Origin of the sequence: Xanthomonas euvesicatoria, assembly GCF_013112235.1 — a bacterium.
Taxonomy (GTDB): Bacteria; Pseudomonadota; Gammaproteobacteria; order Xanthomonadales; family Xanthomonadaceae; genus Xanthomonas; species Xanthomonas euvesicatoria.
In genome coordinates this window covers 1281351-1298369 of record NZ_JABFFS010000001.1, presented here as the reverse complement: position 1 = coordinate 1298369, position 17019 = coordinate 1281351, and the positions used below count along the sequence as shown (strand labels likewise).

General features: G+C 59.6%; 12 protein-coding genes and 1 pseudogene. 2 read left to right on the top strand and 11 right to left on the bottom strand.

Annotated features, from left to right (window positions below; genetic code table 11):
• Positions 1-154: 154 nt before the first annotated feature.
• From HLH45_RS05425 to HLH45_RS05410, 4 genes and pseudogenes are all read right to left on the bottom strand, one after another.
• Positions 155-363 (bottom strand): annotated as a pseudogene (locus tag HLH45_RS05425) (SymE family type I addiction module toxin); the annotation flags it as partial.
• A gap of 96 nt (positions 364-459) precedes the next feature.
• Entirely contained in the window at positions 460-870 is a 411-nt protein-coding gene (locus tag HLH45_RS05420) for a DUF4279 domain-containing protein (RefSeq protein ID WP_008574456.1), read from the bottom strand.
• Positions 871-934: 64 nt separating this feature from the next.
• A complete protein-coding gene (locus HLH45_RS05415; protein WP_197046128.1) occupies positions 935-1444 on the bottom strand; it encodes a hypothetical protein in 510 nt (169 codons plus the stop codon).
• A gap of 162 nt (positions 1445-1606) precedes the next feature.
• Complete coding sequence (locus HLH45_RS05410) at positions 1607-1996, bottom strand: SymE family type I addiction module toxin (RefSeq protein WP_046932020.1); 390 nt, start codon at positions 1994-1996, stop codon at positions 1607-1609.
• 657 nt (positions 1997-2653) lie between these two features.
• On the opposite strand from HLH45_RS05410, the gene HLH45_RS05405 reads away from it, so the two are divergent.
• The gene (locus tag HLH45_RS05405) at positions 2654-3205 is read left to right on the top strand and encodes a 3'-5' exonuclease (RefSeq protein ID WP_008573891.1); all 552 of its coding nucleotides are present in this window, start codon (positions 2654-2656) and stop codon (positions 3203-3205) included.
• On the opposite strand, the gene HLH45_RS22070 is transcribed toward HLH45_RS05405, so the two are convergent.
• The 7 genes from HLH45_RS22070 to HLH45_RS05370 all read right to left on the bottom strand — a co-directional run bounded on the left by HLH45_RS22070 (position 3185) and on the right by HLH45_RS05370 (position 15683).
• The gene (locus HLH45_RS22070; protein WP_074053282.1) at positions 3185-3697 is read right to left on the bottom strand and encodes a Mov34/MPN/PAD-1 family protein; all 513 of its coding nucleotides are present in this window, start codon (positions 3695-3697) and stop codon (positions 3185-3187) included. The two genes, HLH45_RS05405 and HLH45_RS22070, sit on opposite strands and share 21 nt — an antisense overlap.
• Positions 3690-5204, bottom strand: a complete 1515-nt coding sequence (locus tag HLH45_RS05395) for a ThiF family adenylyltransferase (RefSeq protein ID WP_223866286.1) — start codon at positions 5202-5204, stop codon at positions 3690-3692. Before HLH45_RS05395 ends, HLH45_RS22070 begins: the two co-directional genes overlap by 8 nt.
• 241 nt (positions 5205-5445) lie before the next feature.
• Entirely contained in the window at positions 5446-6705 is a 1260-nt protein-coding gene (locus tag HLH45_RS05390) for a nucleotidyltransferase domain-containing protein (protein ID WP_008573894.1), read from the bottom strand.
• Entirely contained in the window at positions 6702-7904 is a 1203-nt protein-coding gene (locus HLH45_RS05385) for an HNH endonuclease (RefSeq protein WP_008573896.1), read from the bottom strand. The genes HLH45_RS05390 and HLH45_RS05385 overlap by 4 nt, the downstream gene beginning before the upstream one ends.
• A 64-nt stretch (positions 7905-7968) precedes the next feature.
• A complete protein-coding gene (locus tag HLH45_RS05380) occupies positions 7969-8325 on the bottom strand; it encodes a hypothetical protein (RefSeq protein ID WP_126952711.1) in 357 nt (118 codons plus the stop codon).
• A gap of 346 nt (positions 8326-8671) precedes the next feature.
• Positions 8672-12538 (bottom strand): LamG-like jellyroll fold domain-containing protein, encoded by a 3867-nt coding sequence (locus HLH45_RS05375; RefSeq protein WP_033478790.1) that lies wholly within the window; start codon positions 12536-12538, stop codon positions 8672-8674.
• 364 nt (positions 12539-12902) lie between these two features.
• Positions 12903-15683 (bottom strand): TonB-dependent receptor, encoded by a 2781-nt coding sequence (locus tag HLH45_RS05370; protein WP_014088948.1) that lies wholly within the window; start codon positions 15681-15683, stop codon positions 12903-12905.
• Between the two features lie 285 nt (positions 15684-15968).
• Between HLH45_RS05370 and HLH45_RS05365 the strand changes: the two genes are divergently transcribed.
• Complete coding sequence (locus tag HLH45_RS05365) at positions 15969-16991, top strand: sugar kinase (RefSeq protein ID WP_011345867.1); 1023 nt, start codon at positions 15969-15971, stop codon at positions 16989-16991.
• Positions 16992-17019: the final 28 nt, after the last annotated feature.

Here is a 17019-nt window from a genome sequence, read left to right as displayed (position 1 = left end):
CCGTATTGCAAAGCTCTTTGATATCTACCTTGCCGGCGAAATCCCCCGTGCAAAACACAAGACGCTCGGATCGCCAGTGAGCGACCAGCACAGCGCTACGCGTGCTGGTGCGCAGCCGGCGTCAGCATGATGCTCGTCGAGTCGGTGCCTACGGTCAATTGTTGGCTGCCTTGTCTGGCGCCTTCTCGCCATCATCCGCCACGGTGACGACCAGCTCGCCGTTGCGCATGCGGATGTGGAGTTTGCTGCCGATGGTGAAGCCGAGTTGTTCCAGCCAGCGGCCGCGCAGGCGCAGCGTGGGGATGCGTTGGTGGCTGTCGGGTAGTAGCCGTAGCCGACAGTGCAGTGTTGCGGGCAAGTGGGTGAGTGGCGGCACCTTGAGTTAGATCTGGCGTTTGAGTTCAGCCGCTCCCAAAGCAGGTTTGCCTTGAAAGATTTTCCTGACGCGGTATTGGATCTCTAGCTGGTTGGATCATAGATATCCAGGCCTAAGGAAATACCTCTTTGTCCGAGCGCCAGCATGGCTTTAGCGGAAAGTGCTAGACCGTCATTGCTCTTGGCCATGAAGATGCCGCAGAACAGGTCGGGCTGATAGCGACTGCTCAACTGTGCCCACATACTCAAGTCTTGGGTGAGCTGGTCCAGGATTTCGAAGATCTGTGCTTCAAGATCCTCAGGCTCACGTCGCGTTGCAGTCAGCCTCCAGCTACCAGTCTTGGCAATGCCCACCACGCCGCTCTTCGACTTACGTTCTTGCCCTTTATGCTGGGAGGCTGTGGGGCTGCCCGAAAGCAACGCGCTGATCTCGTCAGGCACCAGATCGTCTCCAAAGAATCGGAGTGTTGCTACGGAATACTCTAGTGCTCCCATTGGACCCCAATGTCTGAATTAACCCGCACCGCGAAGCAGCGTCGGCTTGGACGAACTACCAGGCCTACTTCTGCGTTGACGCATGCGCGGCCAGGAACTTGGTGATGCTATCAGGCTCGCGCTTGGATCCAGGCAGCCATTGAGGCTGCCACTCAGCGATCCGTGCGCCGCTTTGGTGCTGATAGATGCCTGGACTGGGTTCATTGATCGATTCCAGCTGCCGCACCAAGACCACGGGTGGCTCGGCACCCTTGTGCGCCTGCGAGAAGGCCAACGCCGGCTCGTATTGCGCGAACGCGGCGAAGTAGTCATCGTCTCCAGTCAGTGGCGCCGCTCCCTGCTCGGGATGGAGCCAGACTCTGTACTCAAGGATGTGGTCATATAAGTAGCCAGCCCCGGACTTCGACCGTCCTGAATAAGTTCCGACAAGCGATGGCTCTGCTGCCAACGGATAGCGGCTCTGCTGTGATACAGACTGATCAACGTGTGCAGATGAGAACGGAGCGACTGGACGAGAGCACGCCGCGACGACAAATGCCAACAATACTGCGATAAAAAAGTTCGCTTGTTTCATCGCTGCCAAAGTAGGATCTAGCCTCTGTGTTAAGCCGAGTCGCGGAGCAACTTTGGCTTGGATAGGTTGTCAGGTAACCCGGTAGTCCAAGCACCACCTCGAGCACAGCGCTACGCATGCTGGTGTGCAGTGGTATCAGCATGAAGCTCGTCGAGTCGGTGGCTACCGCCAATTGTTGGCTGCCTTGTCTGTCGCCTTCTCGCCATCATCCGCCACGCTGACGACCAGCTCGCCGTTGCGCATGCTTATGTGAAGCCTGCTGCCGATGGTAAAGCCGAGTTGTTCCAGCCAGCGGCCGCGTAGGCGTAGCGTAGGGATGCGTTGGTGGCTGTCGGGGTAGTAGCCGTAGCCGACGGTGCAGTGTTGCGGGGCACGCGGGTGGCCTGCGCGGCGCGGCTTGTTGGGATCGGGGCGGGGCTCGGGGATGGGGGTGCGCTCGAGGTAGGGCCGCGGCGGGATCGAGGGATCGAGCGAGTGCCAGCCGATCTCGGTGGGCGGCGGTACCGTGGCGCGCTTGCGCGCTGGCTTGGGACTGGACGTGGGTCGACGCATGGCAAAGCCCTCCTTGACGAACAGGCCCCGCCGCCGAGTGGCGACGGGATGTCGGGAGGTTAGAAACCGCTAAGAGTCGGCGGGCGTATTTCCCCGAGGGGTGTTGTATTAGCCGCCCTCCCGACGCAGTCATCGCGTCGGTTGCACCCGCAAGACGCTGCAGGCACAAAAAACCCACCGGTTTGACGGAGGTGGGTACCGCTCTTAGAGGAGTTTCTACGCTCCTTGTGGTAGAGATTGCTGCGGGTTGGTTGGGATGTCAACTGCTTTGGGTGGCAGAGCGCTGCTAAGGATGTGGAGAGCGCCGCCATGGCAATGCGGCACGTGGAAAACATCTCTGAGCACCTATCTGGCACACTTATTTCAAGGGGTGAACCCGGCCCCGTTTCCCGCAGGAAGCGCTGCATGTTCCTCAGCTAGTGGAAGACTTAGCAAACGAAACTGTGCCGCCTCAATCGCATATCGAAACATAAATAAATATCTGAATCTCTTCGGGATGTACTAATACCGACATCTAAAAGAGAATAGCCAGCGCTCCAGGATAATTTAAAACCATCCTTGAAATTGTGTTTTATTTAATACATGGAATCTCCAATTCAACTAAGATCCGGCTTCTCGACTTAATATGATTGTTAACTTCATTCCAGGGACAGTTCGATGAAATTATCTGAGATTTTTGTTTCCGTTGACATCGAGGCGTCCGGTCCGATCCCTGGCGAGTTCAGTCTGCTCTCAATCGGTGCGGTCCTTGTAGATCGACCTGAAACATCTTTCTACCTAGAATTGAAACCCGAGGACACGCGACACGACCCAGAGGCACTGGCGGTCACAGGTTTTGAAATCGAGGAGTTGGCTCGCAACGGAGTCGAGCCAGGAGCAGCCATGCGAAAATTTGGGCAGTGGTTGTCAGAGTTCAGTGCTCCGAGTCAGAGGCCAGTGTTCGTAGGCCTGAACGCAGCATTTGACTGGTCATTTGTGAATTATTATTTCCACAAGTACTGCGGTGAAAATCCATTTGGATTCACTGCCCTAGATATCAAGGCGTTCTTCATGGGTGTTGTGGGTTCTCGTTGGGACCAGACCAAGTCGAGCCAGATGGAGAAGCTGCTTCGCCCGAAGCTTACAGGAACCCACAACGCCCTCGAGGATGCGCGATATCAAGCCGAACTCTTCCGAAAGCTCCAGAAGCTAAGAGCCAGCCGGGGCTGATGCACATTGTAGCAACTGTTTTTTTGCATGAAGCAGAGCTCCATTCCGATAGAGCCATACTTGGATACCGTCTGGCTCTTCTGATTGCCCCACAATCACCGCTAAGGGGCTGGAAACGAGTTCGGCGTTTCTCTTTGCAAAATGCGCGATGCTCTTCGCGTCCGTAGGCGATATCCGGGGAACTGCCTGGGGATGGGTATGCCAGTGCCCCACTAATCGGAACCCAGTTTCATTGTGAGCTCGAATCTCTTGTCTGCAACGCTTGGGATCGAGCTCCAACCAAGTCCATCCAGCACGGTCGTCAGGGTGAGGCGGCGTTGCGACTGCAAGAACTGGTCCACGTGGATCGTTCGGATTCACAAATAGCTGTCCCCCGCGCTCGCTGTTCCATGCTCTCTGTCTGTACTTCGACAACGAGTACAGAACGCTTTCGGGCACCAGTACTACCCCTTCGATGTCGGGCCATTCCCATTGCCACAATGTGTCATGCATTGGGAAATACTTCAGGCCATGGCCGCCTTAGCGTCATTTCAGTTGCTCCATCCGGAAGTTCTGGGCCAACGTACTCTCCCTCCAGAGCCGACACTCTCTGTGGATTGCTGATGCGACTTATCCAAAGTATATCTTTTGAGTCGGAGGTCAGCTGCTCGATTACCGCGGCCGCAACCATCGAGGCAATTGCACTCACCCCAAGACCACCACCAGGTATGAAACTCTGTCCGCACGCAGGTAAGGGCACGCTATCGCCTCGGGGCCAGTTGGTGTACTTATGGCGAAATCTTCCGTTGTCCTCGAACAGCGATTTAGCGTCGGCGCTGACGTCTGCTGCGACTAGCGCATGTCCTACAAGAGCATGGGGTTCGCTCCAGGCTTGTATCAGCTTCCAAGAAGCACCGACGCTTTTAGCTCGCCATAGCATCTCTTCTGATTCCCAGTCCGCGCTGGTCACTACAATGAGATCGGCCTTCTGGAAGTCCTCGCGATTCTTGATTAAGGCAAGTTCTACGTAAGACGGAATTGCCTTGATAGTGACAATCGGAACATCCGAGCGAAGTCTGGCGCACATCGCTTCCGCCTTATTCCTACCGAGGTCGCTGGCACCAAGCACGTGCCGCCCAAGGTTGCTCGCCGTAAGTTCATCGGGATCGACCAGGGTTAAGTGTCCCACGCCGGATCTTGCCAAGTGGAGAGCTACGGGTGCTCCAAGTGATCCTTGACCCACCACTATCACGCGGGCACTGGCTAGCACGTCAAGCTTTGAGTTTCGGTCTCGCGACAGGATCTCCGCACGATCAAGAATGTTGATCGCGGACTGACTCAGAGTTATGTCGGGATTTGAGAATTTCACTTTCACCCTACGGCCTGCACGAACCCCTAGCTTGACTGCCTTGTTCTGTGCGAGTGAACGATCTCGCAAGTTCAAGCAATAGATCGGGGCGCCGGCATCTCCGGGCAGTTCGAGAGCAATCCAGCGGCTGACAATCGAACACGACTCACCAAACCAAGAAATTAACTGCGAGTAGCTCTCACTGGTAAGGTGAGGTCGCAGCCAGTCGAACAGTTCGCCTGGTAGCGGAGCTTTGATGTCAGGGTAGGTTTCCAGCTTGACGTAGAATCCTGCGCGCGCGGCATCTCTGATCTTGACTCGCTGCCCTAGTACGGCTTCAAGATGGCTGGCAATTGCATCCGCGGTTTGAGCTAGCCAGACGGGCTCTCCACCTATTCGTCGATCCAGACGCGGGTCTGTTACAGCAAGGAGCGCTCCTGACCCTGATGGCCTTTGGACCAAGTTGACACTCTGGGCAGAAGCTCGATGTTGCATCTTCCAGTACGACATTGACTCCCGCTCAAATTCCACCTTTCTGGCATCCGAGCTTGAAGTCGGCAGCGACATCTGAACGATCTTTGCGAAGCGGCGCAGGCTGTCGTTAACGATGGCCTCGGGGCTACCCGACACCGGCTTCTCCTGGAAACCATGTAGGCACAGGCCAGTCTTCATGGCGTGTGGCCAGACGAGCCAGGGCGAAGGTTCCACGCGGAGGCTCAAAGAGCTCCTGGGAAAAGCTGTCGGGAACGCGAGTCGCAACCAGCGTTGAGTGCCCAAGTAGTCAACTGGAAGTGGTAGCCTAACAGCAGCGATCTCTCCAGTTTTTGTCGCAATCGTCTGCAAGAAGCCAGCGGCTTCTGGTCCTAGGTAGGCACGGAGCGCGGCCAATCCACGCTCCAAGGCTGTCGTTTCCTCAACCAAGGCGTTCAGGCGATCCAGCGCCATCTTGTGCCTGGTTACCCGCGACACCTGAGCCGAAGACAGAACCGATCATCGATACGTTGCGAGTGTGACCGAGCTTTCGCCCAGGGAGTGTCCAGTTGGCAGGAATCTCATTATTCACCGAGGCCACAAAGGTGCTGCCTAGCGCAAAGCGCTCCTTGACCGCTTCATTGAAGGATTCGAGAGACGGAAATTCCTGTAGACCTAGGGTTATGGAGTTTTTGGCATCTTCATGCCACTTACGGAACGCGTTGACGTACAGGCTGCCTTCGCTAGGTCTGTTCCACTTCTCAGCAAAGTTCTCCGCATCGTCCTTTGGATTGCAGACAAGATATTTTCCGCCGACGTGCTGCACGTAACTGCTCATTTTAGTTACGATCTCGACAATCGCATCCAGGGGACGGCGTGGATGGCGGCTGGATTCGGCCGCTACTTCTTCGTAGGCTCGGGTAGCGAGCGTAGTGATGACCGCAGAGATTGGCCGATGAGACGGATCATTGTTTCGAATCGCCCACTCATCGCGATGGCGCTTCAAAAGTTTAATCGTAGCCCGTAATGGATCGTTGTCGATGTACTTTTCGTAATCCGGCAGAGGAGCTTGTGTTGCCTCATCCATCGCAATTGCCCGTGTAGCGAGCACCTGAGTGCTTTCAAGGGATATCTGCTTTTCGGATGCCTGCTCAAGCCAGCCCAGGTAAGGGATAGGACTACTCGCCTTCCAAGCTTGTAGCTCACGATCGGGCACTTCGAGCTTACCCTTGCCATGCGTTTCTTGGTTACCATGGATTGCCCGCGCAGGGGTGATGTCGATATGGAATCCAGGGGTTTCGTCTGCGTAGATGATCCTGACCCCTCGACGCAGCTTCTCTACCTTTGCATCGACCCGAGTTCCGTCCTCGATTCGCTTCTGGATTTCATCGAGTACTGATTGCGCAGACGCACCACCAGCATTTGGCAGCCATACGATAGCATCGGCATCAACGGTGCCCAGATCGGCTGGAGCTCCGTTCACAGGCTTGATGGTAGTCCGGAGGCCGATCGAACCCTGGACAAAAATGTGAGCACTGTGCAATAGAGGGCTTGTTGCAGCATTTAGAATGCCCTCCAGAACCTCGTATCTAGCATTGATCTTGTCGTACTGACGCTCAGACAGCGATATTTCACGCGCCGCGCGCAGGAGGAAGTACTCCCAACTCCCACGCTTAGAGTCATAGTCAGAAAGCAGGGTCATGCGCGATCTCCTGGGGTGATGGTCAAGGTCTGTACAAAACGCCCGTCGTTGTTCTTGTCACGGTCATAGAGCACATAGTGGTGCTGGTGCTCGGTCGTCATTAGAGCCCCCATTTCGATACAGAATGCTGCTGGAGCAGCGATGAAAGTATGTATCGGCTGATGAGTGGCCGCTTCTAGCTTGCTCATGCAAATTTGCAACGAGTCCCTGAAGGCATGAATTGCCCTACGGTTGCGAACCACTGCATAGCTGGGCTCATCAATCGTGAACGAAGCGACGCGTGCGTGAGGTAGAGCGGCATGCACATCGCGCCCTGGGATGGCCGCCGAGATAGATATAACGAGGGCGATCTCTTCGTCGCCATCTGGCGGGGCAGTGAAGCGGTACTCAGGAGGGGCCGCATCCAAGTCCGGCCACTTTAAGCCGTGTTCGCGATTGGATGAGAAGATGAGTCGGTTGGATCGATCTCCGATGGTCCGTCCCAGCGTGATTAGCGAAGGGATGTCTGCGAGACCGATCACCGCCAACGCGGGAATGTCGCCGAAACGTCCACCACGGCGGCGGAGTTCTCGGTCAATTCGATCACGAACGTCTTCCTGTACTAGCTGCCAATAGCGCGAGTCCCGTCCCGCGTCCCCTGGCGCTCTAAGCGTGTGCTTGATGATGTCTCCAAATGCGACCAAACCCTCCCCGGACATCGCCATAGCGAAGTCACGCTCAGAAATGTCATTGACGGTAGTGAAGTGATCGCTTTGAAATATCAGACCTATAGCTCGGCCTGCGTCAGGGACCGTTGCGGCCAGCCTGATTCTTTCGAGGTAGGCTTGGTGGAGCCCCGTCATATCTGACTTGGGATAGCCATCTGCATCTCTATCAGCTTTGTCGTGGCAGTTAGGACATAGCAACATGAGATTGGTCGTGTCGTTGGTTAGCTCACTTGCTGTCTTCGCGTCGTGCCCGGATTCCGCTCTTGGCCCCTTGGGACTTGCCGGCATGATGTGGGCGACCTCGCCCCAAAGCATGTCTATCCCCACCCGAAAGTCGCGAGTCAAGTCAATCCCGCAAAGCTCACAATGCCCAGCTGATCTCGTCCAGACAAGCCTCTTTATCGCATCCGATGTGTGATATCTCCCGCCCTTACCATTTGCCGGCTTAGCCGGCAAGACTAACTCTTGCGCTTCAAAACTCGCGGCTTTCATACAATCAGTCCGTGATTACTTATTTAATGATAGCGATCCAGAAATGTTATTTAATTGTTATAATTTAGCGCCCGAGCAACATTTCGCCTTTTGCCGTTTTGAAGACGCGCCCGCCAGCTAAATACAGCATTTTATTTTCTATTAAATGATCAACCTGATCTTGACTAGCATCACCACGTGCCCAGCGGTCAATTAGAACCTTTAAATCAGCAAATCCACAACGACGGCCAATTATTTTTGAGGCGGCAACATCTTCTTCTCCACTGAAAGTGGATAGTCTTACCTTTCCATTAGCAGCCAAAGAGACCGTCACGCTCTCCCATTTTGTATTGAATCTGCAAAATCTACTCCATATCACATCTCCCGTAGTGAGATTCGATGCCATCACTTCCTCCAACATGTATCCATCAAGCTCTTTCAAGGCATTTCCTCCGCACTAACTAACATTAGTTTTTAAACGTGTTAATACAACGATTCTGGAGGTACGATTCGAAGCCTTTTACGCGCGTTTCCCACAGATGGGAAAATAGCCACAACACTACTACGGCAGTTCCGCAATACTCGATGTTTTATTCAAAAGCGATCTCTGCCCGCGAAGAATTTTCGTGGCTTCGACAACATCCAAATACAGGACATCCCGATCCTCGCCGAGTTTTTGAATTGCGTCAATGTGCTTGAGCTATTGATTCTTGGCTTTATCGGCTTTGCCCTCATCCGCCCTTCGGGCGCCTTCTCCCGCGTGCGGGAGAAGGGATGGGTGCGTTTGGTTATGGGCTGTTTTTTGTCGTTGGCGCGGGGGTTGAGGTTGGCAGCGGCAGTTTATTGTTGAGGTCGGTAATCTCTGGGGCGTTGCCATCGGCGATGACGCGCAGTTGCGCGGCTTTTATGTTTGCGGCGTTAGTTAGCGGCAGGCGCACCTGCGTGGTGATTGGTTGCAGATCGCGTGGTGCCGCGAGTGCCGGAAATGCCGCTCTTGCCAGTTCCTTCCCACGCGCATCCTCCAACACCACAAACCCGGCCGGTGCATCGGCATGGCCGAGACTGTGCACGGTCACTTCGATGGCGTCCGCGGTCACGCGTACGTCGCCATGACCAATACCCAAGTCCGGGCGCAGTTCGACCGGGGTGGTGGCTGCGATGCGTTCGAGCTGCAGGACGGTGGTGCGGCGTGCGGGGAAGTCGATGTCGATGGCCGCGCTTTTTTCGAAAGCGACCTCTTGCGTCTTAGCGTTGCTGTCGAGCTTGCCGTCATTGGCTTTGCTCACGCCTTGGGTGATGCGCCATTGGCCCGGGGCGACGTTCCAGCCGGTCATGCTGGCGCGCTGCGCCTTGTTGGAGGTGTTGTAGGCGATGACGGTGAAGCGGTCTTGCCGGGGTGTGGGGATGGCGATGGCCACTTGCGTGGCGGCCTCTGGATCGGCGAAGCGCCAGCTGACGGTGTGGCCGGGGTAGGTCTGGTTGCGCTTGAGCGCCACGCCGCCTAGGCGTGCGCGTTGCAGGTTGACCGTGGGGGATTCCACGCGGTCGCTCCACCAGTGGCCTTCGGTGTTCATGTAGAAGTTCTGCAGTTTCTCTCTTGTCTCGCTGCGGTAAATGGAAGCGAGATAATCGAGATTGCCGGTCTGCTCCCAGGCCACGTGGTGCGGGAAGTCCGGGGCGCTGTCATCGTCTTTATTTGCGGCGTCGATGAGCTTGGCGCTCCAGTCGCTGCGCTTTCCCATGACATCGAGGAAGTTTTCGTTGAGCAGCGATAAACCATTCGGGCCGCTGTTGGCGACGCGGTAGTTAATCGGCTTGAGATAACGCGCATCGCCAGTGAAGCGGTAGGCGGCCCAGAAGGTGTGCAAGGTGTCGGCGCCGCCGCTGCCTTCGAACAGTTCGCCGCCGCGGGTTTTGCCGGTTTGCCAATTGATCTCGTTGGGCAGGGCCCAGTTGCCCTTGGCGTTGGTGTAGGCGTGGGCGAGATAGCCGTCGGCTAACCCTGTAACGATGCGGCGGCTGTTGGAGTCGGCGTTATAGCCACCCAGCAGGATGGCCGGGTGCACGATGGGGAAGGAGTACGGTTTTTGCCATTGCCAGTTGGGCTCGCGGTAGACGGTGCGGCCGCCGAACCAGTTGCTGGCAAACAGCAGGTGACCTTGCGGGTTGACCTGGATGATGTTGTCGAAGGCTTTCACTGTTTCCATCAGGCGCTCGACGGTGCGCGGGTCGCCCCAGTTGAGATACAGCAAGGCGCTGTTGATGTTGATGCCTTCCTCATACGAATGCAGCTCGTCGGTTTCGATGGTGGACAGGCCATTGGTAAACATGCCGTTGCGGTAGTTGGCATCGGACAGCGCCAGCATGGAGGCGTTGAGCATGTCCGGGTCCACGCCCATCAGCGCGACGCCGGGCCACTGCTGCACCAGGTCCGAATCGTCGGAAATACCGCCGCCGAAATCGCCATAGGCGACCTGGCGCTGCTCGATCCACCAGCGGATGTAGCGACGGGTGGCGCTGAGGTCTTGCAGCTGCCAGAACGCCCAGGCGGGCACGCCCTTGGGCACGGCCGGCAAATCGACAGGCAACTCGCCCTGGTTGGCGTAGCTGATGTCGTTCCAGTATTCGCGCCCAAGCGCGTTGTCCGGGTCCACGCGCAGCAGGTCGGTGATGTCGGCGTCCAGGCGCTTGTAGAGCAGCTGGCGCTTGGAGGTGGTGTGTTCTTCGACCAAAAAGCCCCAGTTGTCTTTGACCTGGTTGAAGCGGTCGGCAACGTGTTCTTTGATGGCCTCGGCGCGCGGTTTGAACACCAGCTGCAATTGGGTGCCGTCGAGCGCCTGGGCATCGAAGCCGGGTGCGGCGGCGGCGATGCTGAGCATGAGGCTGTCGTTGCTGAGGATTCTGTCGCGCAGATCCAGCCATAGCGTGCGCGCTTGACCAGGGACGACTGCGACCGAGACATCGATCATGTCGCGCGCGGGCCAGATGGGGTCCTTGATGCGGATGTTGAGCGGGATGCTGCCGTTGTGGGTGGCTGGCAGGTTCAGCGCCGGCAAGGTGATGGCGATGCCGTCCAGGCCGTCGTGCATGTTTTCCCAGCCGTAGGACCAGCTGCGCATCAGCGGCTGATCCGGCGGCGGGTCGCCCAGGCTGGAGGGCACCAGGATGTGCACGATGGGGTGCTGGTTCGTTGTTGCGGTCTTGTCGCTGGGGCGCTTGCGTGCCGGCGCCTTGGTGGGCAGCGCAATCACGGTCTGGCGTTCGCCTGGTGGGTAGCGGCCGGCGATGACAGCGCGCAGTTCGGCGAGGTTGTCGTAGTCGGGCTGGATGTCGCTGCGCACGGTGTAGCTGAGTTGCGCGCTGCCTTTGGGCACCTCGCCCGGCTGCACGCTGTAGGCCCAGATTTCCTGGATGGGCGTTTCCTGCGCGGTGTTGGCAAAGCGCAGCGTACCGCCGCGGCGTTCTTCGAACTGATCCACGCTGCGCACCACGCCTTGCTGGCGTGCGAACAGGGGTTGCGGCTGTGCATTAGGTGCAGCGTAGGTGGCCTGGCCGTAGGCGGCGCCGCGTAGTTCGATACGGTTGAACGGCTCGTCCGGCAGGGTAAGGTCGAGCGCTTTTCCGCCTTCGACATAGGTGTTCCAGTCGGGCAGCTGGAAGTAGTCGTTGCGTCCCGGCAGCCGCGAGCGGTTGTAGACGCCGGGCCAGGTGGTTTCGGCGATGCCGTCGGTGGCCTTCCACATCCATTGTTTGAGGTCGCGCGCGTCGGTGAATTCCACCTTGCGGATGCGCGTGACCGGTGCGGTCAATGCGGGCGGTGCATGGCCGTTGTCCCAACCGTAGCGATGCAGGAAGGCGGCGTATTGCGCGTCCGCAGCGATGGCCGGTGCGGTGGTGGGTTCCTGCAGGCGCGCGAGTGCGGCCGCGCCGCCGGCGTCGAGCATGCGGTCGTAGATGCGGATCTCGTCGAAGTCGCTGCCGCGCAGGAAGTTGTAGCGGCTCTGCACCTGGTGCGGCGACATCACGCGGCCGGCGAGGCCGAACTGGTCGAGCGCGGCGTCGTAATCGAGCGAACCGCCATTGGCGCAAGGCGCGCCGCAGTCTGCGCGTGCGGCTTCCTTGCCATCGACATACAGGCGCACGCCGCGGGTTTCGTCCCAGGCAAACGCAATGTGGGTCCAGTCGCTGGCGGCCGGATTCCTGTCGAGCTTGAACGAGACGCGGGTGCGCGCGAGATTGCCATCGGTGACGAAGGCATCGAATCCGTGGCCGTTCCAGTCGATGCGCAGCCAGGCCATATCCCAGCTGGTGTGATCGGCGTAGCCGACGCGGAAGATCACGAACGGCGCTTCGCCGACCGGGTAACGCGAACGCCAGAAGAAGCTGAGGGTGCCGCGCTGGGTGTAGAGGTTGCCGGGCGCATTCCACGACAGTACGCCGTCGTCGGCCCACTCGATGGCGTTGCCGCGTTTGCCGGTGGGCACCAGCGCGATCTTGTCGCGGAAATTGGGCACGCCATCGCCACGGGCGACATCGGCTTGCAGGCTCTGGTCGGCCGAGACGCGGAACAACAATTCCGGTGCATCGGCGGCGGCCGCACGCATCGGCAGCGCAATCAACAACAGCACACTCGTCCACCACTTCTGCACGCTCACTGCCTGACTCCTCAAAAAGCATCGCCGCACGGGGTCACCGCGCGGCGAATATTCGAAACTGCATGGGGATGACAGCCCCACGCCGGCACGGGTCTGCCACATGTCTTGCCCGGCGCCGCGATGGCCTGCATAGACTACGCGGTGCCAGCCTGCGCGTGCATCGCACCTTGGTCGCCACTGGATGCACGCCGATGACCAGGGCAGTGCGTTGTGCGCGGCGCGGGCAGGTTGCCATCCACCACTGCATTGCGTGCAGCGGTGTGCGGCCAGCGGTGCGTCGTACAGATGCGTTGCACCGTCGATCTCGCGCCCGCTACGCGATGTACGTAGCGGACGGAGATCTCTTGGCGCGACTTGGCTGCACTTAGAACTTGTAGCGCAGGCCCAGCAAGTACTGGCGGCCGGTTTCGGTGTACTGCAGCGGCAACTCGCCGGTCTGCGGCGACCACACCCATTCGTCGGACGCTTCGTTGGTGAGGTTGATGCCCTCCAGGCTCAACTCCAGCTGCTTGCTGATCTTGTAGCGCAGCGAGGCGTCGATCATGGTGGTGCCAGTCATGCCGTGCACGCCATCCACGTTGAATCCCGCTTCCGTGCCGGGGGCCTGGGTCAGGTAATCGTCGCGATTGGTGGCCGAGATGCGGCCAGCGAAGGACTCGCCCTCGTAGAACAAGGTCGCATTCCACGACGAGCGCGACAGCCCGGTCAGGTCGTTCTTCATCACCGGTGCGCCGGTGCTGGACAGGTACTGGATCTGCGAATCCACCCAGGTGTAGTTCAGTTGCACGCCCAGGTTGGCCCACTTGCCCGGCAGGAACGTAAATGGCTGGACATAATTCGCTTCCACGCCCTTCAACTCGCCACCGGGTGTATTCAACGGAATGCTGAAAGTGAAGTCGTCGTTGATGCTGGCGCCGGTGCCATCCAGCAAGGAGGCCGGCAGGCCACTGCTGGAATACGGGCGCACTTCGCGTGCGGTCTGGATGAAGCTTTCGATGTCCTTGTAGAACACGCCAACGCCCAGCATCGCGCCTTCGTTGAAGTACCACTCCAGGCCAAGATCGACATTGGTGGCTTCGATCGGATCCAGATCCGGGTTGCCGCCGGACACGGTGCGTGCGCCACCGGCCACGGCCACGGTCACACCGGGCGTGAGGCTGCCCAGACCGGGACGCGACATCACCTTGGCCGCGCCCAGACGCAGCAGCAGGTCGGGCGCAAGCTCGGCCACCAGGTTGAACGAGGGCAGCGTGTTGTTGTACTTGCGGCCCACCGTGGTCAGTGCCGGCGCGTTGTTGATCAACGCATAGCCGGTGGACTCCTGCTCGGTGCGCACATAGCGCACGCCGAAATTACCCGACAGCGGGATGGAGCCCAGATCGGTGGAGAACTCACCCATCAACCAGACGCCGCGGTCCTTTTCTTCGACGCTGCGGGTGTTGTTGGCACGCGGCGCCACGGCGTAGGTGCCGGTGTTGCTGTAGATGCCGAGCTGGTTGGCCACGGCATCCAGATTGGGAACGACCCAGTTGGACGGGCTGCCGTTGATGCCCTTCAGGCCTGCCTGCTCGGTCAGGTCCGTCGGCACGATGCGGGTGCCATTGGCAAAGGTCGGCACCGACACTTCGCTGGCGCGACGCAGCTCAACCGTGCTGAAGGTGTAGTCCTTGGCCAGCACGCCACCCTTGAGGCGGAAGCCGGGGCTGATGTTCCAGTTGAAGTCGATCTGCGCCGTATCGAAATCGTTGTCCACCGTCTGCGGACGCAGGCGGATTTCGGCCAGTTCCCACCCGGCAGGATTGGTCGGGTCGATGCCGTAGTTCAGCACCGGCGCGCGGTTGTTGCCACGATAGTCGTAGCTGTACCCGTCGACGTCGTACTTGTCCATGATGATGGTGGTCTGCACCGGGTTCTCGTGCGCCGAGCGCGAGGTACCGACACGGCCGGACACGGAGAAGGCATCGCTGAAGCGGTGCTCCAGATCCAGGCTGACCTGCTTGAATTCGGTGTTCCACTCGTCGTGGCGGTTTTCCGAGCGGATATCGACGTTGTCGAATTCGCCGTACACCAGCGCGTTGTTGCGGATCTCGCCATTGCGCACGATGGTGGCCGGCTTGCCGTCGCGGTCGGCGCGGCGCGGCGTGCCGCTGTCGCGACCGCGGCTGAAGGAGATGGCCTCGATGTAATGCTCATCGCGCGTGGCGTCGATCTTGGAGTACAGCGCGTCCAGCGAGATGGTGGTGCGGTCGGTGGGCTTCCACTGCAACGACCCGGTCACGCCCAGACGCTGCTGGTCGTGTTCCATCTGCACATAACGCGGGAAGCGCGGGTGGTACACGTCGGCCGAGCGTGCGGCCGCAAATGGCGATGCCGCACTGAAGTTGCCGTTGCTCGTCCCGTTGGCCCAGCGGCCGGTGTTGGAGCCTTCTTCCAGCACCTGCCGCTCGGTGTAGGCCACCGACAGCAACGCGCCGAAGGTGTTGTCGGCCCAGGTATTGGCGATCAACGCCGCCACACGCGGGTTGGCCTTCTCGGCCATGGCGTTGTAGGCCGCCTGGCCACTGGCGGCAAACGTAAAGCCGCTGTAGTCGAACGGGCGCGCGGTGCGCAGGTCGACGGTGGCCCCCAGCGAGCCCTCTTCCACATCGGCCGAGGCCGTCTTGCGTGCGATCAGCTGCGAAAACAGGTCCGAGGCGAAGACGTTGAAGTCGAAGCCACGGCCGCGGTTGGTGCCGCCGCTCTGGTCGCCGGCGCCCACGGTGGTGAGCGCTTCCATGCCGTTGATGCGCACGCGGGTGAATTCCGGACCCAGGCCACGCACCGTGATGGCGCGGCCTTCGCCAGCGTCGCGGGTGATCACCACGCCAGGAATGCGCTGCAGCGACTCGGCCAGGTTGAGGTCGGGGAACTTGCCGATGTCCTCGGCCACGATGGCATCGACCACGCCGGCTTCGCCGCGCTTGATGTCCAGGGCCTTCTCGACGCTGGCGCGGTAACCGGTCACCGTGACAGTGTCCAGGTCAACGGCGGGCTCGGCGGGCGATTGGGCAGCATCTTGTGCGGCAGCCTGGCCGCTCAGCGCCAAGCCGATCGACAGCGCAAGCAAGGTAACCGGTGTCTTCCGGCTGGTGGTCCGAAATTGCATGTCCTCCCCTCCCAAGGGTCCATGAACAATGTGAAATAGCGGGTTGAGAGCGGCAATGACACCGCTGGTCAAAACGACGTTACCAGCTGAATCGTCCCGTAACATCTTGCAGCGCAGCAGAAAACGCCACCAAATTTCCGAAAAACGGGTGCAAGCGGTCACTTCACGTCGCATCATGGCCGTAGCAGCCGGCATTTCGTGCCGGCTAGAATGACACCGATGGTCATCTCAGTGTGCGCCGGCGCCCCCACTCGTCACGCACCACCCAGCCGAGGTAATTGCCGCATGAGCCGTGCCCGTATCCTGTGTTTTGGTGAGTTGTTGCTGCGCCTGGGGGCGCCTGGTCATGAGTTGCTGCTGCAGCAGCCTCGGCTGGATGTGCACTGCGGCGGTGCGGAGGCCAACGTCGGCGTTTCGCTGGCGCATTTCGGCCACGAGGTGGCGATGGTCAGCACGGTGGCGGACAACCCGTTGGGCGCCGCGGTGCTGGGCGAACTGCGCCGGCACGATGTGGATACCCGCCATGTGCGGCGCGTGGACGGCCGCATGGGCCTGTATTTCTTGACCACCGGGGCGATCCATCGCCCCAGCGAAGTGATCTACGACCGCGCCGACTCGGCCTTTGCGCTGGCACCGGCCGACGCCTACGACTGGCCGCGTCTGCTGGAAGGCGCGCAGTGGCTGCATCTGTCCGGGGTGAGCCCGGCATTGGGCGCGGAGGTGGCGCAGGCCACGTTGGCGGCGGCACGAGCCGCGCGTGCGGCCGGGGTGAAGGTGTCGTTCGACGGCAACTACCGGCCCAAGTTGTGGCAACGCTGGCAGGGCGATGCGCGCGGCGTCCTGCATCAGCTGTTTGCCTGCGCGGATGTGGTGTTTGCCGACTACCGCGACATCGGCGTGGTGCTGGGCGGCGAGTTTGCGCAGGACACGCTGGAAGCGCGCGTGGAAGCGGCCGCGCAGCAAGCCTTCGCGGCCTTCCCGCAGCTGCAGTTGATGGCGTGCACGCAGCGCGTGGCGCACAACGTGGACCACCACAGCCTGGGCGCGATGCTGCTGCCGCGCGATGGCGCGGTGGCACGTGCGCCCAGCGAGGAACTCACCCCCATCATCGACCGCATCGGCGGTGGCGATGCATTTGCGGCCGGCGTGCTGCATGGCCTGATCGAAGGCTGGTCGTTGGAGGACACGGCGCGCTTCGGCCTGGCCGCCGGTTGCCTGAAGCATTCGATTCCCGGCGATTTCAATCCGCTGTCGGTAGCCGATGTGCAGGCCTGCGTGGGCGATGCGCGGTTTGATGTGAAGCGCTGACGCGCTGGGAATCGGGATTGGGGAATCG